Source organism: Vibrio sp. Vb2131, assembly GCF_033338535.1.
GTDB lineage: Bacteria > Pseudomonadota > Gammaproteobacteria > Enterobacterales > Vibrionaceae > Vibrio > Vibrio alginolyticus.
On record NZ_JAWOSW010000004.1, the window covers coordinates 313306 to 339607 of the forward strand.

Annotated in this window: 23 protein-coding genes and 1 pseudogene; 4 read left to right on the forward strand and 20 right to left on the reverse strand. The window is 46.6% G+C overall.

Translation table 11 applies throughout. The annotated features are described in order from the left end of the window. The first annotated feature begins 104 nt into the window (after positions 1-104). The gene (locus R7E38_RS07275) at positions 105-1100 is read left to right on the forward strand and encodes an ABC transporter substrate-binding protein (protein WP_047100938.1); all 996 of its coding nucleotides are present in this window, start codon (positions 105-107) and stop codon (positions 1098-1100) included. Positions 1101-1182: 82 nt separating this feature from the next. Here the strand turns inward: R7E38_RS07275 and R7E38_RS07280 are convergent, their stop codons facing one another. The 7 genes from R7E38_RS07280 to R7E38_RS07310 all read right to left on the reverse strand — a co-directional run bounded on the left by R7E38_RS07280 (position 1183) and on the right by R7E38_RS07310 (position 8967). Then, positions 1183-1560 carry a nuclear transport factor 2 family protein gene (locus R7E38_RS07280; protein ID WP_047101148.1) on the reverse strand — a complete coding sequence of 126 codons (378 nt, stop codon included), beginning with the start codon at positions 1558-1560 and terminating at the stop codon, positions 1183-1185. Between the two features lie 142 nt (positions 1561-1702). Next, entirely contained in the window at positions 1703-2434 is a 732-nt protein-coding gene (locus tag R7E38_RS07285; protein ID WP_226083104.1) for a DUF3726 domain-containing protein, read from the reverse strand. Beyond that, a complete protein-coding gene (locus R7E38_RS07290) occupies positions 2431-4167 on the reverse strand; it encodes a hypothetical protein (RefSeq protein ID WP_047100935.1) in 1737 nt (578 codons plus the stop codon). The genes R7E38_RS07285 and R7E38_RS07290 overlap by 4 nt, the downstream gene beginning before the upstream one ends. A gap of 101 nt (positions 4168-4268) precedes the next feature. Continuing rightward, positions 4269-5870 (reverse strand): BCCT family transporter, encoded by a 1602-nt coding sequence (locus tag R7E38_RS07295; protein ID WP_213893361.1) that lies wholly within the window; start codon positions 5868-5870, stop codon positions 4269-4271. A gap of 109 nt (positions 5871-5979) precedes the next feature. Then, positions 5980-6969 (reverse strand): membrane dipeptidase, encoded by a 990-nt coding sequence (locus R7E38_RS07300; RefSeq protein ID WP_017634252.1) that lies wholly within the window; start codon positions 6967-6969, stop codon positions 5980-5982. A 69-nt stretch (positions 6970-7038) separates the two neighbouring features. Further along, complete coding sequence (locus tag R7E38_RS07305; protein ID WP_226083107.1) at positions 7039-8499, reverse strand: aldehyde dehydrogenase family protein; 1461 nt, start codon at positions 8497-8499, stop codon at positions 7039-7041. Positions 8500-8568: 69 nt separating this feature from the next. Next, positions 8569-8967 (reverse strand): RidA family protein, encoded by a 399-nt coding sequence (locus R7E38_RS07310; RefSeq protein WP_017634254.1) that lies wholly within the window; start codon positions 8965-8967, stop codon positions 8569-8571. A gap of 155 nt (positions 8968-9122) precedes the next feature. Here R7E38_RS07310 and R7E38_RS07315 point away from each other — a divergent pair, with 155 nt between their 5' ends. After that, a complete protein-coding gene (locus R7E38_RS07315) occupies positions 9123-10013 on the forward strand; it encodes a LysR family transcriptional regulator (protein WP_226083108.1) in 891 nt (296 codons plus the stop codon). Between the two features lie 80 nt (positions 10014-10093). On the opposite strand, the gene R7E38_RS07320 is transcribed toward R7E38_RS07315, so the two are convergent. From R7E38_RS07320 to R7E38_RS07380, 13 genes are all read right to left on the reverse strand, one after another. Then, positions 10094-11200 carry an NADH:flavin oxidoreductase gene (locus tag R7E38_RS07320; RefSeq protein WP_017634255.1) on the reverse strand — a complete coding sequence of 369 codons (1107 nt, stop codon included), beginning with the start codon at positions 11198-11200 and terminating at the stop codon, positions 10094-10096. Between the two features lie 671 nt (positions 11201-11871). Continuing rightward, positions 11872-12786 (reverse strand): heme o synthase, encoded by a 915-nt coding sequence (gene cyoE, locus R7E38_RS07325; RefSeq protein WP_017634257.1) that lies wholly within the window; start codon positions 12784-12786, stop codon positions 11872-11874. After that, the gene (gene cyoD / locus R7E38_RS07330) at positions 12747-13058 is read right to left on the reverse strand and encodes a cytochrome o ubiquinol oxidase subunit IV (protein WP_017634258.1); all 312 of its coding nucleotides are present in this window, start codon (positions 13056-13058) and stop codon (positions 12747-12749) included. The genes cyoE and cyoD overlap by 40 nt, the downstream gene beginning before the upstream one ends. Continuing rightward, positions 13058-13660 (reverse strand): cytochrome o ubiquinol oxidase subunit III, encoded by a 603-nt coding sequence (gene cyoC / locus R7E38_RS07335; RefSeq protein WP_005375782.1) that lies wholly within the window; start codon positions 13658-13660, stop codon positions 13058-13060. Before cyoC ends, cyoD begins: the two co-directional genes overlap by 1 nt. Further along, complete coding sequence (gene cyoB, locus R7E38_RS07340) at positions 13650-15686, reverse strand: cytochrome o ubiquinol oxidase subunit I (protein ID WP_005375781.1); 2037 nt, start codon at positions 15684-15686, stop codon at positions 13650-13652. The genes cyoC and cyoB overlap by 11 nt, the downstream gene beginning before the upstream one ends. Positions 15687-15691: 5 nt before the next feature. Continuing rightward, on the reverse strand, positions 15692-16573 hold the full coding sequence (cyoA, locus tag R7E38_RS07345) for a ubiquinol oxidase subunit II (protein WP_005388604.1): 882 nt from the start codon (positions 16571-16573) through the stop codon (positions 15692-15694). 798 nt (positions 16574-17371) lie between these two features. Beyond that, a complete protein-coding gene (locus R7E38_RS07350; RefSeq protein WP_005375778.1) occupies positions 17372-18130 on the reverse strand; it encodes an SDR family oxidoreductase in 759 nt (252 codons plus the stop codon). 110 nt (positions 18131-18240) lie between these two features. Continuing rightward, positions 18241-19146 (reverse strand): 3-hydroxyisobutyrate dehydrogenase, encoded by a 906-nt coding sequence (mmsB, locus tag R7E38_RS07355; RefSeq protein ID WP_053307783.1) that lies wholly within the window; start codon positions 19144-19146, stop codon positions 18241-18243. Between the two features lie 11 nt (positions 19147-19157). Beyond that, entirely contained in the window at positions 19158-20297 is a 1140-nt protein-coding gene (locus tag R7E38_RS07360; protein WP_017634260.1) for an enoyl-CoA hydratase/isomerase family protein, read from the reverse strand. Between the two features lie 8 nt (positions 20298-20305). After that, complete coding sequence (locus R7E38_RS07365; RefSeq protein WP_017634261.1) at positions 20306-21091, reverse strand: enoyl-CoA hydratase; 786 nt, start codon at positions 21089-21091, stop codon at positions 20306-20308. Positions 21092-21129: 38 nt separating this feature from the next. Then, positions 21130-22284: an acyl-CoA dehydrogenase family protein gene (locus R7E38_RS07370; protein WP_226083109.1), complete on the reverse strand. Its 1155-nt coding sequence runs from the start codon at positions 22282-22284 to the stop codon at positions 21130-21132. Between the two features lie 19 nt (positions 22285-22303). After that, on the reverse strand, positions 22304-23797 hold the full coding sequence (locus tag R7E38_RS07375) for a CoA-acylating methylmalonate-semialdehyde dehydrogenase (protein WP_158173497.1): 1494 nt from the start codon (positions 23795-23797) through the stop codon (positions 22304-22306). 23 nt (positions 23798-23820) lie between these two features. Further along, positions 23821-25032: an acetyl-CoA C-acyltransferase gene (locus R7E38_RS07380; protein WP_226083110.1), complete on the reverse strand. Its 1212-nt coding sequence runs from the start codon at positions 25030-25032 to the stop codon at positions 23821-23823. 275 nt (positions 25033-25307) lie between these two features. Here R7E38_RS07380 and R7E38_RS07385 point away from each other — a divergent pair, with 275 nt between their 5' ends. After that, positions 25308-25682 carry a MerR family transcriptional regulator gene (locus tag R7E38_RS07385; RefSeq protein ID WP_017821195.1) on the forward strand — a complete coding sequence of 125 codons (375 nt, stop codon included), beginning with the start codon at positions 25308-25310 and terminating at the stop codon, positions 25680-25682. Positions 25683-25748: 66 nt separating this feature from the next. Next, positions 25749-26234 (forward strand): annotated as a pseudogene (locus R7E38_RS07390) (acyl-CoA dehydrogenase family protein); the annotation flags it as partial. Positions 26235-26302: the final 68 nt, after the last annotated feature.

The following is a 26302-nucleotide window of genomic DNA, read 5'->3' on the forward strand; positions in this document are numbered from 1 at the left end:
CACCGTTTTTATGCTTAACGTCACTGAAAAAAACTTGTTCACTGAATCTTTATAAACCGATGTATATACTGAAGTAAATGACAACGACAAGGAAATTCAGTCACATGAAGACGACACCTTCAATGCTCTCTGTTCTGCTGCTATCAGCATTATCTACTCATGCAAATGCGGACGAATGCGGAAAAATAACCATCGCAGACATGAATTGGAATTCGGCCAGCTTAATGGCGCACATCGACCAATTTGTCTTAAATGAAGGCTACCAGTGCGATGCGGAATTGATCCCTGGTGATAGCGTTCCTACAGGCACCTCTATGATTGAAAAGGGACAGCCTGACGTTGCGCCAGAGTTATGGACAAACGGTATTAAAGAAGCACTTGATAAAGGGATTGCGGATAAACGCTTGCGCATCGCTAGTGAATCGCTTGTCAATGGTGGTGAAGAAGGGTTTTGGGTTCCCGCCTATCTGGTAAAACAGTATCCAGAACTCGCGACGATAGAAGGCGTCATCAAGCACGCCAAACTATTTGAACACCCAGAGGATGATGACAAGTTCGCGTTTTATAGCTGCCCTGCTGGTTGGACATGCCAAATCACCTCCGGTCACTTGTTTAATGCATTAGGGTTAAGTGAGCACGGCTTTGAGATGGTTGACCCAGGATCTGGCGCAGCATTAGCTGGCACCATCGCCAAAGCCTATGATCGCAAAATGCCTTGGTTTGGTTACTACTGGTCACCGACCCCCGTATTGGGCAAGTATGATATGGTCAAAGTGGATTTTGGTAGCGGAACAGATTTAGAAGAGTATCGCAACTGTACCACTCAGCCTGATTGCGCTTCACCAAAAGTAACAATGTACCCACCTTCTCCAGTTCGCACAGTAACAACTGAGGCGTTTGCGAGCAAAGAACCCCAAGCATTCGCGTACTTGCAGAAACGCGGATTTACCAACGAGCAAATGAGTGAAATGCTGGCCTGGATGGAAGATAACTACGCAGATGGTGAAGAAGCGATGTTTTACTTCTTTAATACCTACCCTGACTTATGGAAAGGTTGGGTATCTGAAGACGTAGCAATGAAGATCGAAAAAGCACTCTAGTGATTGACGTCTAACTCGTACCAAATAATTTAGCCTCCCATACCATTTGAATAAATAGTATTGGAGGCTAATCAACGATTCGTTAATACATGGTGTGACCATTCAATGTTTCTTTAGGAATCTCTTGCAGAGCGTCCCAATGTTCGACGATTTTCCCATTATGATCAAAACGAAAGAAATCCATCGTCACGTATTCAATATCATTAGGCCATGTTTGGTGAGTGTGTAGTGCCACCAAATTCCCCTCAGCAATGGCTCGCACAAACGTAATATTTTTATCGGGATACTCGTTTTGCATCCGCTCAAAATACTCGATAAAAGCCTCGGGGCCATTTCCAACTAATGGATTGTGCTGAATGTACTCATCACCTACGTAGTCTTCAACTGCCTTTCTTGGGTTACCTCTATAGGCGGTTTCGTAAAACGCAATGGCATTTCTTTTATTCTCTTGCAGATCCATTTTTCTTACCTGTGTTGCTCCATCTTGCGGATAACGGTAATCATAGTCTTTGAACTTCAGTAGTGACCAAACATCGCGCACAAAAAAGGCCGCTAAACAGCAGCCTTCATCACTTCTACTTGGAATCATCGCCTTTCATCGCTTAAACCACACCGCCAGCACCGAGCATAGAACGCTCACTGTTCTCCACCAGCAACGCGGTTGCGGTTTGTTTCAGTGTTTCCCATTCTTGGTCTTCGACAAAGATACCATTTTGCCAAGAAGCTTGTTGCGTGCGGCTTAACTCATCACCTTCAATGTGGGTGGTATACCCTTGTGCACTTTTCTCGATATCGAAATCGTTCACGGAGAGCTCGATAACCATACTATGCAAATCCGTATCATGCCCATCAAACTGATCCGAGAAAAAGACTTCTGGCGCGATTCGTCCACGGTTTAACACATAAAGCGTTCGCTTGGGACTAGAGCCATTGACCCATTGTGCACGGCACGCAATGCCTTTTGCAGAGAGCTTCAACAACTCACTAAAACCTAGCCAACGATTATGGCACTGAGTCAACGTGATAGTAATCGACTTACGGTTAATCATTTTCTCAAGTGCGAAATCCAACACGGCGGGTAAGTGGCACGCCACACTGCCATTGTGCAAATCCATCTCGATACTCGCTGACGTGCTGTTGGTCACCGATACGGCGCAGTCCGAATCTAACCCAAGAAACAGGCTGGCGTTATTAAAATGACGAACTCCATGTAAGCCAACCATTTGCAAGTCCGCCACCATGTTCGCAATGACATCCGCCTCACCACAGTGACGGCGCATGCCAAGAAATGCCTTATTAACCGCGGCCACCAATTCGTTGTGAGAGACGATCATAATGCAAATCCTCCGTTGATTTTTTGATTGTCACTTTGCGCAATTTCGTCACGCGGCGGCATGCTAGGGAAAATCCATGTGTCTGCCAGTTTAGGATCGTGAATTTCATCCAACAGCGGCGCGCCTTGGAAAAAAGTTACTCGAACCCAACGATCCGAGCGTGGATCAAATTTAGTCGCACCAAAGATCGCCAATTTACAACGCAGTAAGTGCATTGGTAACGCATCTTTACGCAGCACATTCATTTGAATATCCCCCATCGCACGGTTGCCTAGCGTCCATACGCGACGTGTGATCGAACGATAAGCCGGTTTTTGCAATAGAAACTCTGCTACGGACATTTCTACATCACAGTCAAGCAAGGCCTGGTACAAGCGATTCACTTGTCTGCCGATATCAAGCGGCAGTTCTTTTTCTTCTCCAGCCTCTTCCCCGCGAACACCAAGCCTTGGCTCTTCTTTGTCTTGTGAACGATACCAGAACCAATAATTGTTCTCGGCCAGTGAGTAATCCGCATCAATCGCCCAGCGGTATTTGTTTTGCAACACTTCCAGTAAGTCTTGGATCTTTTTCCCGCCCGGAATCGATAACGTTTCATCCGTATTCATTTGGCTAGCAAATTCGTCCACCAAAGATGGGTAGAGTTCGATCAAGCAAGAGGTGAGGATTTCTTGGGCTTCCACACTCATTGTTTTCTTATGCTCGACCAAACTCGCCCAGTTCGGATGTAATGCCATTAACGTTGTTAGCTCTGATAGCAGTTGTTTGATGTCTGATATCGCTTGATGATTGAGCCTGTCTTGATGTTCATTGATGGTGATGACTTGCTCTAAATGACGCTGTGCTTTTTGTAGTAATCCTTGCAAAGGAGCATGGAATGAAGCTTCACATGGCATCGCAAAGACTCGCGCTACCGCACGTTCGCGAGAGGTCATCCATTGGTCAACGATGCACGGGTGATTAATCAAGTATGGAGCCATGCCTAAGCCAGTCGCATTGCCGACACCAAGGTAGCGCTGCAAGCCACGATGCAAAGCCACCACGTTGTCGCCACCTTGTTGAAGTGCCAGATAGTGCACCCAATCTAGGCTGAATTCACGCAACATATATACGGCACACATTTGCGCACTAAAAGACTGGCTGAAATCTGAGTTGTTCTCTAACAGTTTGAAATCGGCGATACCAAACTTTCCGTTACCATAAACAGCTGTGGTACGCAGGATATAACCCACTTCCGCTAACTCTTTCGGCTCAGGCTGCTCGCCTTGAGAAAGCGCGCTAACAATGTGCTCAAACACGCGCACACTTTTGTTTGCGCGAGCAAGAACAAGTACGTTGTTTGGATTACGTCCCGCTTCTTGCAGCGGTACATTTTCTCGCAATCTTTCCAACAAAGTAACATCAACATCGCCTTGAACCAGTGCAAATGTGACGTCCCACTTTTCAGCAATTACGCGATCATTACGCTCGTCGTCGGCAATTTCATCACAGAATACCACCAAATGATAAACGTGCTCTGGCGTGGTCAATTTGTAAATCACATGACCATAACCACGAGGACAAAGCTGCCACTCATGCTTGGTTACTTGCCAGTTTTGGCTTGCCATATTACGAATCAGACTGCGAACAAAGCTGATTCGGTTTTGGTGCATTGCGCCAAGCCTTTCGGCTGCCATGACAATCGCTGCATCGCGCATAGTTGCTTCCGTATAAGTAGAACGATGTGCATCCATTTTGCTCACCACCTATTTGTTATTGTAAGAATACTAGGGTTTGTGCGGATGCAGGAGGAAAACACCCGCACAAGCTCCACGTTGTTTGAATTAGATAATTGTTATAGCCCTTGCTCTTTCGCCATTTTGATTGCGATTTGCGGCGCATTCCAAAGTGACGGTAACAGAATCAACGAAACCGGAACCGCGGTAATCACAATGAAAGATTGCAGTTCAGAGATGCCACCAGAGCCAAGAGAAATCAGGATTAGTGCCGTCACACCCATCATTACGCCCCAGAAGGTACGGATGATCGCATTCGGCTCCGTTTCACCACTGATCACGACACTGATTGTGTAGGTCATTGAGTCGCCCGTCGTGACGATGAAGATCGTGGTTAAAATCAGAAATAGAATTGAAGTCAGCATTGGCATTGGTAGTTGCTGAGTCACCGCAAGCAAAGCACCTGGCAGGTTAAAGCCTTCGAACGCCGCACTCACGCTACCCGGTTCAGCAATTTCAAACGCAAGGCCTGAGCCGCCCACAATCGTGAACCAAAAACAGGTGGTTAACGGAGCCACAATACTGATGGTGGAAATGATTTGGCGGATAGTTCGACCACGGGAAATACGCGCAATAAAAATTGCCATCATCGGACCATAACCAAGGAACCAGCCCCAGAAAAATACTGTCCACCAGCTTAGCCAACCTTCATCACCACGGTAGGTCGCCATTGGGATAAAGTTATCCAGCATGCTCCCTACACCTTGAATGTATCCGTTAAAGATAAAATTCGTAGGGCCAAAAAACAGGATGTAAACCATCAATGCCATTGCCAGAATCACGTTGTAACGACTAAGCAGTTGCATGCCTCGGCTTAATCCACTGAGTGCTGACAGGGTGTAAAGAGCAATCGCAAACAAGATGATGATAAGTTGAGTGGTAAAGCCATCAGGAATATCAAACAGCGCATTTAACGCGTAGCTAACCTGCAAGCCTAGAAACCCAATGGGCCCGATGGTGCCCGCGGCTACCGCGATAATGCAGCATGCGTCAATCAATGCACCGAGTTGGCCTTTAAGTGCTCGTTCGCCCAAGACTGGGTAAAGCAAAATACGGGGTTTTAGTGGTAAACCTTTGTCGTAATGTAGGTGCATCACCACGATGGAAGTTAAGCTACCTACAATCGTCCAAGCTAGAAAGCCCCAGTGCATAAAGGATTGCGACAACGCATTCACCGCACCTTGCTGCGGGTTATCTTGCGCGCCGTACAAAGGAGGTGGGCTAACATAATGCGCGATAGGCTCAGCCGCGGCCCAGAAAACGCCACCACCAGCCAATAAGGTACAGAAAATAATCGCCATCCAGCGGAAAGAATCCATTTCTGGTTTTGCAATCCCGCCCAACATCACCTTGCCTGTTCGCCCTGCAGCCAAGCCAAGACCAATAAGAAAAGTGAGAAGCAGCAGTAACTGCCAGTATGGACCAAATACCTGAACTGCCCAGCCAAAGCCAGCGTTAACGATCGTAGATAACAGCTCGCCGTCATAAAGTGCAATAGCAACGAACAACGCGATGAAACCACCGCTATACCAAAAGGCCGGGTTATTCAGTCCTAATTTGTCCGTCGTGTTTTCTGTTGTTGATGTGTTGTGTTTTGCTTTCGACTTGCCCGATGACACGCTCATCGTGGAAGCTTTCATGCTATTGGTTAAATCAGACATACTCTGGCTCCAGAGGTTCTTTGCAGCAGCCAAAGACTGGCTACAAATGTGAGTTTTACGCCTGCCGTATTGTTATTATGTGGGCAGGCGGTTCCTACTTTGGGGAATGCTATGAAAAAGGCTCTAATCCTTCTTTAAGGAAGTTGAACCAGTTTTCACCCAATATTTTTCCAGCCTCAGATTCACTGAATCCGTGACCCATTAATCCGTTGTAGATGTTCTCCATCCCTGCGCTGCCGCAGAACCATGGCAGCGCATCTGGCCATCCCGAGTTACTTGCTGAACCTTCGCCGTAATCCATCGCTTTTGACCAACGCCCGTTGCGCATCCATTCCAATACTTGTTGCGGTTGGTTTAAGCACAGATCACTACCGATGCCTAAATGGTCGACGCCAAACATGTCTGCGGTTTTCGCTACCATCTGGCAGAAATCATCCAGCGTGCACTGGCTGCCATTTGGCAAATGGAATGGATATAAACTGAATCCAATCAAACCACCGCGCTCCGTCAGTGCTTTGATCACGGTGTTGGATTTGTTGCGCAGTGCGTCATGCGCAAACGTCGGGTTAGCATGGCTGATACAAATTGGACGCGAAGAAAGATCGATGGCTTCCAACGTAGAACGCTCCGCACTGTGGGACATATCAATGATCATCCCGACTCGGTTCATCTCTTCAATAGCTTGCTTACCAAAGCGAGTTACGCCGGAATCGTTTTGTTCGTAACAACCTGTCGCCAGTAAGCTTTGGTTGTTGTAGGTCAGTTGCATGATCAGCAGACCTTGGCGGCGCATCACTTCAATCAGACCAATTTCATCATCGATTGGTGAGCAATTTTGCGCGCCGAAGAAGATGCCGACTTTGCCTTCTGCTTTGGCTTTTTCTACATCTGCCATTGAATAAATAGGCATGATGAGGTCCGCATTTTGCTCGAAGCGCAAGTTCCACTCAGCAAAACGCGTTAAGGTTTCGCGCGCAGTTTCGTGGTAGACGATGGTGGCATGAACGGCGGTAATGCCACTCGCCTTAAGCGTTTGGAAATACTCTCGATCCCAATTGCAGTACTGCAATCCGTCAATCACAATCCGTTGTTGGTACATAACCACTCCTTAAACAATTTCTTAGCCTTTCAGTGCGGGTAACTGACACCATCAGCTACCCTGCTGTTCTTAGTAAGGGCGCTGATAAGCGGTTTTCACCACGGTGTAGAACTCTTTGGCGTACTGCCCTTGCTCACGAGGGCCAAAGCTAGATTCTTTACGGCCACCAAATGGGACGTGATAATCTGTACCCGCAGTTGGCAAGTTAACCATGACGCAGCCCGTTTGGACTTGCTGTTTGAAGATCGCGCTATTGCGCAGACTTTGCGTGATAATGCCGCCTGTCAGGCCAAAGCGCGTATCGTTCGCGACTGCAATCGCCTCATCCAAATCAGAAACGCGAATCACGCTTGCCATTGGTGCAAAGACTTCTTCTTGGTTCACTTCCGAGCTGTTTTGTGTGTTCAAGAACAGGGTTGGTGACATATAGTAACCGTCATGCTCTAGGCTCAGACGCTCACCACCGAAAGCCAGCTCCGCGCCTGCTTGGCGTGCGTTTTCGATCCACTCAAAGTTCGCATTCAGCTGGTTACCATCAACAACAGGGCCCATGAACACGCCCTCTTCTAGAGCGTGACCCACTTTAAGTTCGCTCATGCGTTTGATTAGCGCTTCAACATACGCGTCGTGAATTCCGTCCATAACGACAAGACGAGAAGACGCGGTGCACTTTTGACCTGCACCCGAGAATGAGCCTGCGATTGTTGCTTCGACAGCAATCTGAATGTCTGCATCATCTGCCACTACGAGCGCATTTTTGCTACCCATCTCTAGCTGACAACGCACAAAATTTGGTGCCGTTGCCGCTGCAACTTTACGGCCTGTGTCCACAGAACCAGTGAAGCTCACGCCGTTCACATCCTTCGAATTGATAAGGGTATTACCTACTTGCGAACCGCTACCCAAAACGAGGTTAAACGTGCCAGCAGGTAAACCTTGGCGATGGATAATCTCTGTCAGCGCAACGGCACTTGCTGGGGTTAGGTTGGCAGGCTTCCAGACGACGCTGTTGCCAAACGCAAGTGCTGGCGCGATTTTCCAAGCCGCTGTTGCTGTTGGGAAGTTCCAAGGAGAGATAATGGCGATAACGCCGACGGCTTCGCGAGTAACTTCAACGGAGACACCTGGACGGACGGAAGCAGCGCTATCGCCAATTTGACGCAGAACCTCAGCAGCAAAGTATTGGAAGAATTGGCCAGCACGGTATATCTCACCTCGACCTTCAGAAAATGGCTTGCCTTCTTCACGCGAAAGCAAGGTGCCCAATTCGTCACATCGTACAATGAGCTCATCACCAATCGCTTGTAGCACTGCTTGCTTGCGCTCGATTGGTGTTTTTTCCCACTCTGGCTGCGCTGATTTAGCCGCTTGAATCGCTTGCTCTACTTGCGACACACTCGCTTGTGCGAAATCGCCAATGTTTTCGCTGATATCAGAAGGGTTAATATTGGCGATGGTGTCCATGCCCGATTGCCATTCACCTGCTATATAGAGGGATTTTTCTGCTTGAACATTGTTAATAAAAGTCATGGTTCTTTCCTTGTTCTTCCGATTTGTGATGGCAAGCCACTCACTGATCTCTAATTATTCTCGTTGGATTTATTCTGGTTGGCTTGCCGACGCGTAGACAACAAACTCCACCAACATCTCTTCTCGCGCTAACCCTGCAACCACCATGGCGGCGCGATTTGGGTACGGCGCTTCAAAATATTCCGCGTACACTTGGTTAACGGTCTTTAAGTATTCTCTGTCAGTCACATAAATCAGGACCTGCAACACCGAGTCCAAAGACTCCCCTGCACACTCCAGGGTGTGAATGAGATTGTTAAAGGTTTGACGTGTTTGTACTTCGATACCGCCTTCCACAACCGCGCCTGTGTCATCAATAGGAATTTGAGCCGTATACAGGGTTCCGTTGTTGACTATCGCCCATTCAAGCGGCGCTTTAGAAGCAAATAGACTGGTTTTAACTGGGTGTTTTTTAGTAGGAGTGTTCACGTGCCCTTCAACCTTTGTAACAGCTTTGTTTCAATATGGTTAAATGATGCACATTGACAGGCGATAAATCTAACGGTAAATTTTTGACATTTGATAAATTAAACTTATCACTCTGTTTAAAATAACGTAAATAAAGGGATTAAGAGGCATTAGGGATGAGTATTAAGCTTCAACAATTAATGCATTTTGTGATGGTAGTCGAGGAAGGAGGCTTTCGAGCCGCTTCACATCGTGCAAATCGTTCTCAGGCGGCACTGTCCACATCGATAAAAGAGCTTGAAAAAATTCTAGGGCAAACGCTGTTTGAACCCGGAAACAAAACCAAATTGACCCCGTTTGGTGAAATTTGTCTGCCCAAAGTGGTTCAGTTTCTCAATATCTACAGTGCACTAGACAACGATCTCAAAGCAGCCGCTGCCGGACAGCAAGGGAGAGTGCGAATTGCGAGCGTTCCTTCTGTTGCAGCGAAGCTCATCCCTAGCGTGTTGGGTGCCTTTTGCGAACAGTATCCAAATGTAGAAGTAAGCTTGATAGACGATAATGCCGCTGGCGTCGAGGCTCGCCTACTCTCCGGTGAGGTCGACTTAGCGCTCGGTAACCCCTCTCACCTCGATGAGGGCGGCATTGACTTTACGCCACTGTTAGCCGATCCAATAGGCGTGGTATGTTTAAAGGATAACCCTATTGCGAGTCATCCAGAAGGAATCGAGTGGCAAACTTTGTTTGAACAACCCTTTATCCGTAACGGCACTTGTACACTTCTCGATCCAACCCCAGCAAGAGCTCTGAGTCAGCAAGCGCTCTATTCGGTCGAAAATATTACTTCGCTGTTTTCTGTCTTAGAACTTGGGATTGGTGTCACGACCCTACCGAAGCTTGCTTTCCCAACCAATGAAACACGCTTGGTTTGGATTCCGCTTATCGATCCACCACTTGAAAGGCAAATTGGTATATTTACGTTAACCGATCGCACGATCTCGCCTCAAGCTAAAGCATTTCACGATCTTTGTGTGCATTATTTAAACTATCAAAAAGAAGATAAATAATGGTTCGATTAACATGCGGATAATTAAAAGCCTCCATATTCAGAGTGGAGGCTAATTTGTATTTGTGTATTCGCTTCGTTCTATTTTTTGCGACGATTTCGGTTCTTATACACCACGCAAAAGTTACCACGCTTGGTACGACACTTTGAGCAACGTTCGCAATCTACTGGTGCGCGATTGCCTTCTTTCCAACGTTTGATCAACTGTGGCTCAGCCAATAAAGGGCGTGACACAGCAAAAAATTGGATACCTGTGTTTTCTGCAATTTTCTCAATCGCATCAATGTCGCTCAGCCCGCCGACAGTAATCACCGGTATGCTAACGTCCTGACTGATCACGTGACCATATTCGTGAAAGTAACCTTCTTCTTGTAGTGTGTAACCATCGAACGTTTGACCAACAAGTTCGTTTGCTTTGCCGTGAACATTGCCAGATACGATGATCGCATCAACGCCTACTTCTTCAAGTTTCTTACAGACGACGCGAGTTTCATCGAACGTTAAACCGCCGTCAAAGAACTCTGTTGCCGTCAGTTTAACGAGGATGGGAAATTCGCTTCCAACCAGCTTTCTGGTTTCAGAATAAATTTCTAAAAGAAAGCGCATGCGATTTTCTAAGTCACCGCCATATTCGTCTTCTCGACGATTATAGTACGGGCTTAAAAACTGGTTAATTAAATAAGTGTGCGCCGCATGAATCTCTACGCCGTCAAAACCAGCGTCTTGAGCACGTTTACTCGCCAATGCGAATGCCTTTACGATGTAGTCTATTTCGTCCTTTGTCATCGCTTTGCCTTGCGTATTTGTACCACGCTCAGGCACGTCACTCGGAGCGAAGATGACACGCTCACCGACGTTATGGGTGGTTTTGGTGCCACCGTAAGCAATTTGCATCACGATTTTAGAATCTAGTTGATGTACTAGCTCTGTTAGCTTTTTGTATTCTTCAATAAAAGAGTCGCTGTAGATCCCCATCATACCTGCGTTGGGTTTCTCTTCTTCAACGATATTGGCATAACCCGTGACAATAAGCCCAACTTCCCCTTTCGCAAGCGTTTCGTAAATATCGTAAAGCTTTGCCGTCATGTGACCATCTTCGGTCGCCATGTTCTCCCACGTTGCGCTTCGCACAAAACGGTTCTTTAGGGTCATGTTGCCAATGCGGGCTTCGGAAAACAAAATGCTCAAAACCAGTCCTCTTAAAGTTGTCTTTATGTTTTATCTTTTCGCAAGTAAACAAGAACAAAAAAGGAACAGCGATACACAACGTATGGCTGTTCCTTCTCTGAATCCGTGAGACCTGCAAACTACAGGCGCACCTTAATGCCTCGTGGGTGGCAAAACTTTAATCTGGGTTAAGGTTTAGTGAGTTTTTAGATTATGTAAAAGGATGATTCTTAATCGTGTTCATTTCACTGGAGCTAAGATGCTTCGTCACCCACTTTCAGTCGTAAAGCTTTTGTATTTCGCTAGCTGGTGATTCAACTCAAACATTCACATTGTTAGTTTGTATGCTGCCATGGGAACTAGCACTCCCCCCAATGTTTACATTACAAACTATCGATATTGAATTCTCATATGGTAAGTAGAGTTATTGCGCTGTTTATACTTTTTGGCTTAATCGTCGCTATCTCTTGGCATTATTACGCGTCAGCGGAAACGCGCGATCCACTATGTTTTACACACTGGTTGTTTTTGCTTTTAGATATGAATACGTGATAGTGAAGCTAGAGGAGGAACAGGAAAAACAGTGAAAATAAAGGACAATAGAAAGTTAAATGACCTTACTTCCAGGTAAGGCCATTCATGCATTCAGCAGCAAAAGATATTGGCGTTTAGCAAACGCTTAGGTTTGGTTGTTACAGAGCTAGAGGAATCAACTCGACACCAAGCACACCACTGATCCCCATCACCACTAGCAGTGAGACTTTAAACACCGACTTTGACCAAGCGATGTAGTTGTTGTCATCAATGCTGCGAAAGGTCACTTTCGTCCACATAAAGCAAACAACCGCTGCAACCGCTAAGTATTCATACCCGGCTTCACCTAGTAAAAATAACCCCAACGATACTGCTCCAAAAGCCACGACATACGCTTTCATGTGTCGATGCGCTTTATGAATGCCTTCTTTAACTGGCAATACGGGAATCCCGGCTTCTCGGTAGTCTTGCATGCGGAACATGGCAATGGCATACGAGTGCGGCATTTGCCAGAGACAGAACATGGTAAAGAGTAAAATCGCTTCCAAGCTAATGAAGTTTGTTACCGCCAAGTAACCCACCAATGGCGGAACTGCGCCTGAGATACTTCCCACTAAGGTTCCATACACCGAGTTACGTTTGTACCACATCGTGTAAAAGAACACGTAATACACGTAGCCAAGCAACACGACGACAGCGGATAGTGGATTCACTCGGATAAATAACAGTGCGGTTCCTACCAGCAATAAAGCAAGTGCATAAACAAACGCAATATCGATATTGATGTTGCCTTTCACTGTTTCACGATTTCGTGTACGTGCCATCTTTTGGTCGATATCACGATCGAAAATATTATTCACCACACAACCTGAAGCGATGACTAACCCAACACCAACTAACGTCGTAACGAACAACATTAGACTGGCTGGTTCTGTTTTTGCGGCGAGGAAGAACCCCGCCGCAACAGAAATCAGGTTGCCGAAAATAATGCCCGGTTTAGTGATAGACAAATAACTTTTCAGCATACCTTGACCTACAACTTCATGTTGACGTTCATGTTGTAGATGATCCATACCGAGCCAGCGATAAGGATAAGTACAACAATGACGGTAAACATCAGTGATACAAGGTTCCAACGTCCGTCGGATGTTTTTGTTTCCATGTGCAAGAAGTATTTAAAGTGAACAAATATCTGCACTAATGCACATCCAAATAGAATCGCATAGGTCGTTGTATCTGGTAATGATTTCGTCCAAACAAAGTAGAACGGAATTACCGTCAGAATCAGTGAGGCAATAAAGCCTTTCACGTAATCTGACGAACTGGTTTCTACATGTTGATCCATTACATTACCCCCAGTAAGTAAACGATGGTAAAGACACAAATCCAAACGATATCTAGAAAGTGCCAGAATAGGCTTAAGCAGTTAAAGCGCATTGCCATATTGTCGTTCAGACCTTTCGTCGACAGTTGATGATACGCTACCGCTAACCAAATCAGACCAAAGGTTACGTGCAGGCCGTGCGTACCAACCAACGTAAAGAATGCCGATAGGAATGCACTTGTTTGTGGCCCATAGCCTTCTTCAATCAGGTGATGGAACTCATAGACCTCCATACAGATAAAGCCAAGACCAAGCGCGAACGTGACTAACATCCAACGTTTGAGACCAGCAACGTTGTTGCGCTTCATCGCGATAATGCCAAAACCAAATGTGATACTGCTAAACAGCAGCAGCATGGTTTCGACAAAAACGAATGGGAGTTCGAAAATGTCTTTACCTGTTGGGCCCGCAATTGAATTGCTCGACAGCACAGCGTAAGTCGCGAACAAGGTCGCAAACAGTACACAGTCACTCATCAGGTAAACCCAGAAGCCAAATAGCTTGTTGCCATTCGTGTCATGGTGGTGATCATGGTCGTGATGTGCTGCGATATTAGTTTGCATACGTCACCTCCAGATCATCTTTACTTTCGCTGTCTTTCACTGAGTTTTTCTTCGCTTCTTCAAGCTGAGCTCGACGTTCGGCCTCAATTGCTTTGATCTCTTCAACTTCCACGTAGTAATCCACGTCATCGTTGTAGCTGTGCTGAATACACGTCACGATAATACCGACCAAACTTGCCGCCGCTAGCCACCAGATGTACCAAATCATGCCGAAGCCAAATAGGAGCGACCAAGCCGACACGTAGATGCCTGTTGCCGTGTTTTTTGGCATATGAATACGTTCGTATTCCACTTCTTTAGTTGGATCGAACTCGCCACTTTGTTTCTGGTACCAGAAGGCATCCAGCACATCACCTTTTGGTAGGTGCGCAAAGTTGTAGAACGGCGGTGGAGACGATGTTGCCCACTCAAGAGTACGTCCACCCCACGGGTCACCAGTTAGATCACGGTTTTGCTCGCGGTCACGGATACTCACGTAAATTTGGATGAACTGAGACAATACGCCCAGCGCAATCACAACCGTACCTGCTGCGGCAATCGACAACAGTGGGAAGTATTCTGGGTTGATGTCTTGGCTTAAACGACGAGTCATCCCCATGAAGCCCAGCGCGTAAAGCGGTAAGAACGCCATTAAGAAACCAATAATCCAAAGATAGAACGCGCGTTTGCCCCAAGTTTCATTCATGGTGAAACCGGTCGCTTTCGGGAACCAGTAAGTGATCGCAGCGAAACATCCAAACACCACACCACCGATGATAACGTTGTGGAAGTGAGCAATTAGGAATACTGAGTTATGCAGAACGAAATCTGCACCCGGAACAGCCATTAGTACGCCCGTCATACCACCAACAGTAAAGGTGATCAGGAAGCCCACCGTCCACATCATTGGCGTCGTAAAGCGGATGCGGCCTTTGTACATGGTGAATAGCCAGTTGAAGATCTTCACCCCTGTTGGGATAGAAATGATCATCGTGGCAATACCGAAGAAGGCATTTACGTTCGCGCCAGACCCCATCGTAAAGAAGTGGTGTAGCCAAACGACAAAGGCAAGAATCGTGATAACTACGGTAGCCCAAACTAGCGATGTGTAACCGAACAACTTTTTACGTGAGAAGGTTGCGGTGACTTCTGAGAACACACCAAAAATTGGCAAGATCAAGATGTACACTTCTGGGTGACCCCAAGCCCAAATAAGGTTGACGTACATCATTACGTTGCCGCCAAGATCATTGGTAAAGAAGTGCATGCCTAGGTATCTATCCAGCGTTAGCAGAGCGATAGTCACCGTTAGGATTGGGAATGAAATGATGATCAAAATGTTTGCACACAGAGACGCCCAAGTGAAAACTGGCATCTTCATCATTGGCATAGACGGTGTACGCATACGCAAAATGGTCGCGAAGAAGTTCACGCCTGTTAACGTCGTACCAACACCTGATATCTGCAGCGCCCAAATCCAATAGTCGACCCCGACTCCTGGGCTAGCCTCAATACCTGAAAGCGGCGGATACGCCAACCAACCGGTGCGACCAAATTCACCTAAGCCGAGAGACATGTTTGTTAGGATGACACCAACAACAAACAGCCAGAAGCTCAAGTTATTCAGATACGGGAAAGCCACGTCACGTGCACCAATCTGCAATGGCACGATGATGTTCATCAAACCAATGACCAATGGCATCGCTACAAAAAAGATCATGATCACGCCGTGGGCAGTAAAAATTTGATCGTAGTGATGCGGTGGCAAGTAACCTGCTTCACCCGCAGAAGAAAGGAGTTGCTGACTACGCATCATGACTGCGTCAGCAAAACCACGAACAAGCATCACCATCGCTACTGCGATGTACATGAAGCCAAGTTTTTTATGGTCTACTGAAGTAAACCATTCATTCCACAAATATTGCCACTTTCCGGCTTTGGTCACCGCGTAAACTACGGCTAAACCAACCAGCGCCACAACCGCTAGGGTGATGACGATAATAGGTTCGTGGAATGGAACTGAATCAAGAGTTAATCTTCCAAACATTACGATTATCCTTGGTTTTCAGGCAAACAGTTCATTGAACCAGGATGCTGAGTCACAACGTCGGTGAACAAGAACGGAGGAACGCTAGAGAACAAAGTGACTGGCTCTGCGATACTTGGCGCTGCCAGTGAGCTGTATTGCTCCCAATCTTCAATACGATCAGGGCTCGCCTTCACTTTCTGCACCCAATTTAGGAACGCAGCACGATCAGACATTGCTGAAGCTGTGAACTTCATTTGCGAAAAGCCTTCGCCGCTGTAGTTCGATGCAAAACCCTTGTAGTCACCTTCGTGGTTCGCTATCAGGTTGAGCTTGGTTACCATTCCTGGCATCGCGTAGATCTGTGTACCTAAGCGAGGGATGAAAAACGCGTTCATGATGTTGTCCGAAGTCAGTTTGAACTGCACTGGCACGTCTTTCGGGAACGCCACATAGTTCACCGTCGCAATGTTTTCTTCTGGATATATGAACAACCATTTCCAATCGAGTGACACCACTTCGATGGTCATTGGTTTAACATCACTTTCCAAAGGTTTGGATGGCTCTAGTTCATGAGTTGAACGCCATGTGATCGTCGCAAGAATCGCAATGATGATGATTGGAATTGTCCATACCACCACTTCGATTTTGGTCGAGTGTGACCACTCGGGTGCGTACTCTTCTTCAGTGTTAGAGGCGCGGTATCGGTAAGCGAAGTAAATCGTCATTAAAATCACAGGGATTACAACGATCAACATCAGCAAAAGAGCAGTAATAATTAACTCTTTTTCTTGCACACCAATGGCACCTTTGGGGTCAAGTAAAGCTGAATTACATCCTGAGAGCATAAGTATGACGGACGCCAAACTTCCCCTCGACAAGATGCGTTTATATCTTGAGGCTTCCATTAACTTTCTCGATGGTTGTCTGGTTTCAAAGCAGATGCCAATCAAAGTAAATAAAAGCTCACAAATAGCGCAGAGGTAATGTATGAGAACAAGAAAAAACTTCGATAAGTAGTTATTCTACTTACAATTTTTCAACTTCGTCATCAAGCATTTAACCAGCTAGAATGAACCGTTATTTGCTACGATACGATTGGTATCAAGCCAAGAACCAGTTGTTATAGTCATTAGAATGTTTATGTGTTGAGCATGAGTAACGTCGGGCTCAGAGCGAAACAAAACGGAATTGAGTGGAGATCAAAACCACACTCTTAGTGTGAGTTTATTGTTACACTTTGAAACACTATGTTACATTTGGCGCATTATGAGGAGTAAAAAGTTAAAGCTCATTAGCCACAACTGGAAACTAACCTTCCATTAATGGAAGTTACACACTTTAAATCGAATATTAACCTCAACACGAATTTCTCGTGCTTCAACAATTAATTATTTAAAAACAAATAGTTGAAACTTAAAATTGATGAGACTGACTATCAACTTCATTTACGCAGATAGCCTTAATGAGAAGCGGAAACTAAAAAACCAAAAGTGTGATCAGCATCAAATTAATGATTTCACTTAATATTTGAGTGGTATTTACATCTCTTTATTGGATTGCGAGAAATCATTCTCAAGGTAAATCCAAACATAAGTTGTAAATACATTTGGGTTGCGCAGAATTAGCACTCCACAACATAGAAAATGTTGAAATGGAAAGAAACTTATTATTCAGGTCTATCAGAGCCTTATTTAAGTGGTCACTTACATACGAATGCCGCCATCCACTTCTAAAACCCTGCCAGTAAAGTAATCACTCTCAATAATGTATTTTACTGCATGCGCGATTTCGCTTGTTTCGCCCATCCTGCCAACTGGGATCATCTTTTCTAATCGCTCTATGGCTTCTGGTTTCATTTGCTCTGCCATCGCGGTATGAACTACACCTGGTGCAACCGCCGCCGCGCGAATACCGTATCTTGCGAGCTCACGGGCCCATGTTGTCGCCATGGTCGCGACCGCCGCTTTTGACGCAGAATAATTGGTTTGTCCGATATTCCCTGCTCTCGCAACACTAGAAATATTGATGATAACGCCTTGGGAGCCACTCTCAATCATCTTGACGGCAGCTTCACGCCCACACAAAAATGTTCCTGTCACGTTAACGTTCATGACCAAATTGAATTGATCTAAAGACATCTTACTGATCACGCCATCTTTTGCTTTTACAAGTAACCCATCTCTTAACACGCCAGCGTTATTGACTAACCCATTGAGTTGACCAAAATCTTGGATAATCGCTTCAAACGTGGTTTCAACATCGATTTCGTTGGTGACATCCACTTGATATGTCAACGCTTTCGCACTCAGCATTCGACACTGCTCTTGTGTTTCCATTAAGCCACTGGCGTTTACATCCAATAACGCTAAATCAGCGCCAGCTTGAGCAAGGGTAATGGCCATCATTTGCCCAAGCCCCTGCCCTGCTCCTGTAATGGCAATAACACTACTTTTTATGTCCATATTGGTGCACTCCATAGCTCGTAATGTTCTATACCTCAACCAGTCTAAGTTGGCCGAAATGATGCGCATTTTACGTCACCATCTCGGGCTGGTTTGTCACAAAACTCGGTCTAGCCTTTCTTACTCTTGTATAACTCAAATAAGCTTGAGAAATCGAGCTCGCCGTGGCCGCTCGCGTTGTGGAAAGAATATAAGTTGCGCGCTAACGACCCCATCGGAACCGAAGAATGTGTTTGTAACGCCGCATCTAACCCCAAGCCGAGATCTTTTAGCATGAGTTTGCTCATAAATCCCGGCTGGTAATCGTGACTGGCTGGCGCACTGTCCATCACACCTGGGCAAGGATTGTAAAGCTCCAATGCCCAATTTCGGCCAGAGCTTTGCAGCATGATGTTTGATAGCACTTTTGGATCGAGTCCATGATCGATACCTAGGTTTAATGCCTCGCACGTACCAGACATTAAAATGCCGAGCATAAGGTTGTTACAGATTTTCGCCATTTGACCATCGCCTGCTTTGCCAGCATGGAAAACATTTTTTCCCATATACTGCAAAATCGCATTGGCTTTAGAAAACGCTTGATCCGAACCACCAACAATAAAGGTTAATGTCGCCGCTTTAGCGCCAGCAACGCCCCCCGAAACGGGCGCGTCGACAAACAACACGCGTTTATTTGCCGCTTCATTGGCGACTAATCGCGCAGAGTCCGGATCAATGGTTGAACAATCAATCATCAAGGTACTTGGCGAGACAAGATTGAGGACACCTACGCCGCCGTGTAAGTCGCCAAGATACACGGAACGAACGTGAGATCCTGCTGGTAGCATCGTGATGACCGTGCTTGCACCATCCACGACTTCCTCGATAGAGCTCGCCACCACCGCACCAAAAGGTGCAAGTTGCTTTGCCGCTTCGCTATCGACATCAAATACTTGCACGTTAAATCCAGACGCTAATAAGTTTTGCGCCATCGGATGCCCCATTCTTCCTAAACCGATAAATGCGATGGTACTCATGATCATTCTCCTTATTGACCTAGTGTTTGTTCACCCAAATCAGCAAGCGGATGTTCGTCATCCGGCCAAAGTGAGGTAAACAAGGTATCGATGACATCTTCATCGACTTCACTGACACTGTTAAATATCCAGCTCGGCTCGCCATCCCGGTCAATGAGCCGAGAACGGACGCCCTCTTTAAACTCACCTAATAAGGCACTGCGAACCGACAAACTCAACTCTAAACGGAAACAATCTGCAAGCGGTAAGCTGTGGTACTCTTTCACTTGTCTAAAGCAAATATGCGCGGTGATCGCACTGCCCGATGCGAACGTTTGTTTCGCGTTTTCTATCCACTGGCTATTCCCTTCGATAGCCATGATTCGCTGTGCTATCGCATTAAGATCAAAGCCTTTGCACGCTTCCTCTATCTGATCTAAATATGGACAAATTTGCGTGGTTGGTTTGCTATCAATAACTTGTTCTTCCATTAACTGTAGTAGTGCAGTTACCAACTCTTTCGCATCTTCTTTGCCCCACTGGAGCCGCTTTAGCTCATCCAGTAAGGTGGGATACTGCTCTTCCAACAGTGACCAATCGGCCAAACCAATAGTGACAGCGTCACTTGAATTTACCATTGAACCTGTCAATCCGAGGAATAAACCCACTTGCGGATCTATCTGGCTTAAAAACCACGTACCTCCCACATCGGGATACAGTCCAATATTGATTTCTGGCATAGCAAGGCGTGATGTTGTTGTCACAACTTTATGGCTGGTTCCCATAAAAAGCCCCATCCCACCGCCCATGACAATACCTTCTCCCCAACCGATAATGGGTTTGTTGTAAGTGTGGATGAGATAGTCACACTCATACTCCAACGAGAAATAGTTCGTACAGAACTCTACGATTTTTTCTTTACTCTCGTTATGCATGACGTGATACATAGCTCGAACATCACCACCAGCACAGAATGCTTTTTCTCCAGCGCCAGTCAGTACCACACAAGCCATATGTGGATCATCTTGCCACTTGATAAGCTGATCGTTAAGTTGGACCAACATGTCATACGTCAATGCATTCAATGAAGCGGTGTTGTCTAACGTTGCGATACCAATGCGGTGCACGCCATCTAAGCACTCTATTTCACTGATGGTTACCATCCCTGCCATGTGGCCTCCTATCGGTTTTTCCATTGCGGTGGGCGTTTTTCTAAAAAGGCGCGAACACCCTCGACTTGATCTTCCGTATCAAAAAGATTCAGAAACAACTCTCGCTCTTTCATTAAGCCGTGCTGAAGTGGCGCAGAGCGCATATTTTGAATGAGCGCCTTACATGCGGCGACAGAAGATGGCGACTGGTTCGAAACAGATTCAGCAAGCTCCATCGCTTTACTTAAAGCTTCGCCTTTGGGAACCAACTCCTCAACTAGGCCTAGTTCTTTTGCTTTGTCAGCGCTGACTTGCTCTCCACATAAAATGATGCGCTTTGCCCAGCCTTCCCCCACTAACGCTGTGAGGTTTTGGGTACCACCAGCACAGGGCAAAAGTCCGACTTTGGCTTCTGGTAAAGCAAGTACCGCTTGCTCTTCAACGACTCGAATGTCACAAGCTAATGCCACTTCTAACCCTCCGCCCATGGCGTAACCATTAATGGCGGCAATGGAAACACCACGGAATTCAGAGAGCGTTTCAAAAGCTTCACCAAAGCATCGCGCCATGTCTAACGCAACCACTTTGTCACCATCAGAAAATAGCTTGAGATCCGCACCAGCAGAGAAAAACTTTTCTCCACTGCCGGTTAAAACCAGTGCGTAGACCTGCTTATCATTGTTAAGTGTGAGTATCAGCGACTTCAGTACCTTGAGGCTCTCTGCTGTCCACGTATTGGCTGGCGGGTTGTTCATCGTCACCACCGCAACGTGATTAGTGATCGTATGTTGAATGGCTGCTTGGGTTAATGGCATATCTGAATCCTTTCTCAATGAGCAAATACCATACTTTGCTAAAGCAAAGCCGACTCCTCAGAGAGCAAACGACGTGCGATGATTAAACGCATAATTTCGTTCGTTCCCTCCAGAATTTGATGCACACGCACATCTCTGAAATGACGCTCCATTGGATACTCTTTGATGTAACCATAGCCACCATAAAGCTGCAGCGCGTGGTCGCAAACCTGAAAGCCCACATCGGTTGCGAACCGTTTTGCCATCGCGCAATAAGCCGTAGCATCAGGGTCATTTCGGTCGAGCTTGCTGGCGGCATAGCGCACTAACTGCCGAGCAGCCACTAGCTCTGTCGCCATGTCTGCTAATTTGAATTGTAAGGCTTGAAACTGCGCAAGCGACTTGCCGAACTGCTTACGCTCCTGAATGTATTGTGTCGCCTGTTCAAGGGCCTGTTGAGCCGTACCGACGGAACAGGTCGCAATATTTATACGCCCTCCATCAAGCCCTTTCATCGCAAAGACAAAACCTTGCCCTTCTTCGCCCAGTAAATGGCTAGCTGGAATAACGACATTTTCAAAAGTAACCGCTCGTGTTGGTTGGCTGTTCCAACCCATTTTGGGTTCTTTGCGCCCATAGCTGATACCATCTGCGTGAGCAGGAACAACAAATGCAGACACGCCTTTGGCACCCGCTTCTCCGGTTCGCGCCATCACGACCAAAACATCTGTCTCTCCTGCGCCAGAGATAAAGGTTTTGCCGCCGTTGATGACATACTTATCTCCCTTTTTTGTAGCGGAAGTGGTCAGTGCAGCGGCGTCTGATCCTGCGTTAGGCTCAGTTAAGCAATAGGAGCCTAACCACTCCCCCGTAACTAATTTCGGACAGAACTGCGTTTTGGCTTCATCGGTAGCAAAACTGGCTATCATCCAACTGACCATGTTGTGAATCGTCATAAACGCCGTAGTGGACGTACATCCCATGGCCAGTTGTTCAAAGATAATTGAAGCATCCAAGCGACTCAGCCCTAGGCCACCTTGCGCTTCTGGAGTGTAGAGACTGAGAAACCCTAGTTCCCCCGCCTCTCTCAATACGTCTTTGGGGAAAATCTGCTTTTCATCCCACTCCGCCGCCATCGGTGCTAAACGCTCATCGGCAAATTGTTGAGCGGTATCGGCAAATGCACGTTGATCTTCATTAAGTTCAAAGTCCATAAAAGCTCCTTTTATTCACTCAGCGCAGTTGGATGGTCAGATTTGGCCCCGTTGGAATATCGTCATCAAACCAACGCGCCGTCACCGTTTTGGTTTCGGTATAAAAACGCACTGCTTGTTTACCATACGCATGTAAATCACCATAGAAACTGCCTCTCCAACCAGTAAAGGAGAAAAATGGTAAAGGGACTGGAATTGGCACATTAATCCCCACTTGACCGACTTGAATGTCATGCTGATATTTTCTCGCAGCAGCGCCATTAGCAGTAAATATAGAAGTTCCGTTGCCGTAAGGGTTGCGATTCACTAACTCAATAGCTTCTTGCAACGTTTCGACTTCCATACAAACTAAGACAGGGCCAAATATCTCTTGCGTGTAAATCGACATGTTCGCTGTTACACCGCTAAACAAGGTTGGGCCAATCCAGTTTCCATCGGGAAAGCCTTCCACTTCACACTGACTGCCATCGAGTTCACACACTGCGCCTTGTTGTTTGCCATCTTCAATTAGGTCCAATACGCGTTGTTTAGCTTGCTCACTGATCAGTGGGCCATAAGCAGCTTGCTCATCGTCCCAAGGCCCTGGGTGTACTTTCGCCATTGCCTGTTTGAGGTCTGTAATCCATTGTTTTGAATCGCCGACAAATACCGCAACAGAAATTGCCATACAACGCTGCCCCGCAGCCCCTACGGAGGCTCCGATTAGGTTATTCACCACTTGATCTTTGTTTGCATCAGGCATGATCACCATGTGATTCTTTGCACCAGCAAAAGCTTGAACCCGTTTAAAATGTTTAGTCCCTGTGGTGTAGATATAACGGGCAACGGGAACCGAGCCAACAAATGACACCGCTCGAATATCAGGATGAGCCAGAAGAAAGTCGACTTGCTCTTTGCGGCCATGAACGATCTGCAACACTCCTTCCGGCGCGCCAGCTTGCTCAAATAGTTCAGCTAAACGAATAGAGGTCAACGGCACTTGTTCGGAGGGTTTAAGCACAAATGTATTGCCCGCAGCGATAGCGATTGGGAACATCCACAACGGAATCATGGCTGGAAAGTTAAACGGCGTAATGCCGCAACACACACCTAGGGGCTGAATCATTGAGTAACTATCAATATCCGTGGCAACGTTTTCGACGGTTTCTCCCATAATATTGCTGGCAATGTTTGCAGCCTGCTCAACCACCTCGATACCACGCCACACATCGCCTTTGGCATCCGCTAAAATCTTACCCGTTTCATGAGAAAGCAGTGTGGCAAGCTCATCATGATGCTCTTTGAGCAAGTGCTGATAACGCAGCATAACTCGGGCACGCTCGGATATTGCCACTTCCTTCCAAGATTGGAATGTCTCTTTCGCATTATCAATGGCGGCTTCCATCTCGTGCTCTGTGGAACATGGAACGTACGCAATGACATCATTAGTGGCGGGATTGGTTACCTCAACCCAATCCGATGTTTGAGATTCACGAAACTCGCCACCAATAAACAAGGGAACCAAACGAGTCATCATTTACTCCTTTCTAATTTCAATTAAAGCGGTATTTCAATGCCTATCGCCGTGGCTTCTCCACCACCGATACAAAGTGACGCAACACCCCGCATCACTTTTTTGGCTTCGAGATCACCATTGGTGCCTAGCGCTTGTAGCTGACGCAAACTGTGAATCAATGTCACCAGAATTCGTGCGCCACTAGCCCCTATCGGATGCCCAAGCGCACAAGCTCCACCTTTAATATTTACTTTGCTCGTATCTAGTCCAAGTTCCGCCACCGCTATTTGTGTCACAACGGCAAAGGCTTCATTGATTTCCCACAGGTCCACTTCATAAATTGACCAATCTAGCTGGAACAGCAGTTGCTCAATTGCGTAGACGGGTGCCAAAGTAAATTCTGCAGGTTTTCTGGCATGTGTAGAGTGCGCCTTGATGATCGCAAGTGGTTTAAGCCCCTGATGACGCGCAGTGTCTTCATCCATAAGCACAAGAGCCGCCGCGCCATCTGAAATGGCACTCGAATTAGCAGCGGTCACCGTACCTTTTTCATCGAATGCAGGTTTGAGTTGAGGAATTTTACCAAGGTCAATCGAGCGTGGGTGCTCATCGTAGTCCAGCACCGCTTGTTCTGACTTGGTATTGAGTGAAACCGGCGAAAGTTCATCGGCAAACAAGCCTCGCTCTTGAGCTTCCAACGCACGTTTTGCCGACATCACGGCCCATTCATCCATTTGCTCTCTGGTGAACTTAAGCCTGTCAGCGACTTGCTGAGCATAAACACCCATTAAGTGCCCTTCGTAAGCATCTTGTAGCCCATCGAGAAACATGTGGTCATACGCAGACTGGTGCCCCATACGCATTCCCTTTCTCGCCTCCCTCAGCAAATACGGCGCATTGGTCATACTTTCCATACCACCAGCAATGGCAGAGCGAATCGTTCCAGCTTTAATGAGATCGTGCGCTAACATGACGCTCTTCATGCCAGAGCCACACACTTTGTTAATGGTGGTGCACCCTACACCCAAAGGAAGATCTGCCCCCATAGATGCTTGCCTCGCAGGAGCTTGTCCACACCCTGCTGGAAGCACACATCCCATGAACACTTCATCCACCGAAGTCACATTCACTTCGTGCATTGCCGCCTTGATCGCCAGTGCGCCTAATTGAGGAGCAGAGTAAGTTTGCAACTTGCCTTGAAAGCGCCCAATTGGCTTTCTTTTCGCGCTGACAATCCAGATGTCTTTTCCCATGATTCGCATTCCCTTAAGGTATATGTGAACACTTGGCAGACTGATGACACCCTACATAGAATTACTCACCAAGCGCCACACCAGCCTTTATCGCCTTTTTCACTAACAAACTTTCATTCCGCGATTTCTTGACGTTTACGTAAGCATAGCACTAGCCTTTACAATGAGATGAAAAAACACACCAAGCAGACGTTTATATTTCAAAGTTGATGTTCGGCCTTCCCATTTAAGGTTCGATTTCCAGAAACTGGATTTTTATTCGAGGTAAGTATGTTATGGAAAAATACAAGATCAGTGACCTCGCCAAGGAGTTTGATATTACTACTCGCAGTATCCGGTTTTATGAAGACGTGGGTCTGATTGAACCAGAGCGAAAAGGCAATATGCGCGTTTATCAACGCAGGGATAGAATTCGCCTCAAACTGATTTTAAGAGGGAAACGACTCGGTTTTTCGTTGGCAGAAATTCGTGAACTTTTCGAGCTCTACGACATGCAACAAACCGAAGGACAGTTATTGAAAATGCTCAATATCATTGAAGAGAAACAAGCCGTCCTACAGCAACAACTCAACGACATCAGCGTCGTTATGGCAGAGTTGAATGCCGCTAAGGAGCGTTGTATTCAAACACTCAAAAGCAAGCAGACATAAACGCTATACTCAATTAGCAACACCGCTACAGGCTTTTCCACCTTACCTCTGATACCGGGAGACGTTATGAAAAGCACCTATACCCCACTCAATTTCGGACTTGGTGATACCATCGATATGCTCCGAGAACACGTTAATGCCTTTGCTACGGAACATATTGCGCCCATCGCCGCTGAGATAGACCGCGATAACCAGTTCCCGAATCATTTATGGCCTTTGTTCGGAGAAATGGGGTTGCTTGGTGTGACCGTCGATGAAGAGCTTGGTGGTGCAGGCATGGGATACCTTGCTCATGTTGTTGCCATGGAAGAGATTAGCCGTGCCTCTGCGTCTGTCGCTTTAAGCTACGGCGCTCATTCTAACCTGTGCGTCAACCAAATCTTTCGTAACGGCACGCCTTCTCAACGCGAAAAATACCTTCCCAAACTCATTGATGGTACGCACGTTGGCGCCCTAGCGATGAGTGAGCCCAATGCTGGTTCAGACGTGATAAGCATGCAACTGAAAGCGGAGAACAAGGGCGACCATTTTGTACTGAATGGCAGTAAATTACCACCTTCTAAAGAAGGTGGCTTTGTGTGAGCCCCCTAAAAGGGGGCCTTTGTTTAGTCCAGCGCCAA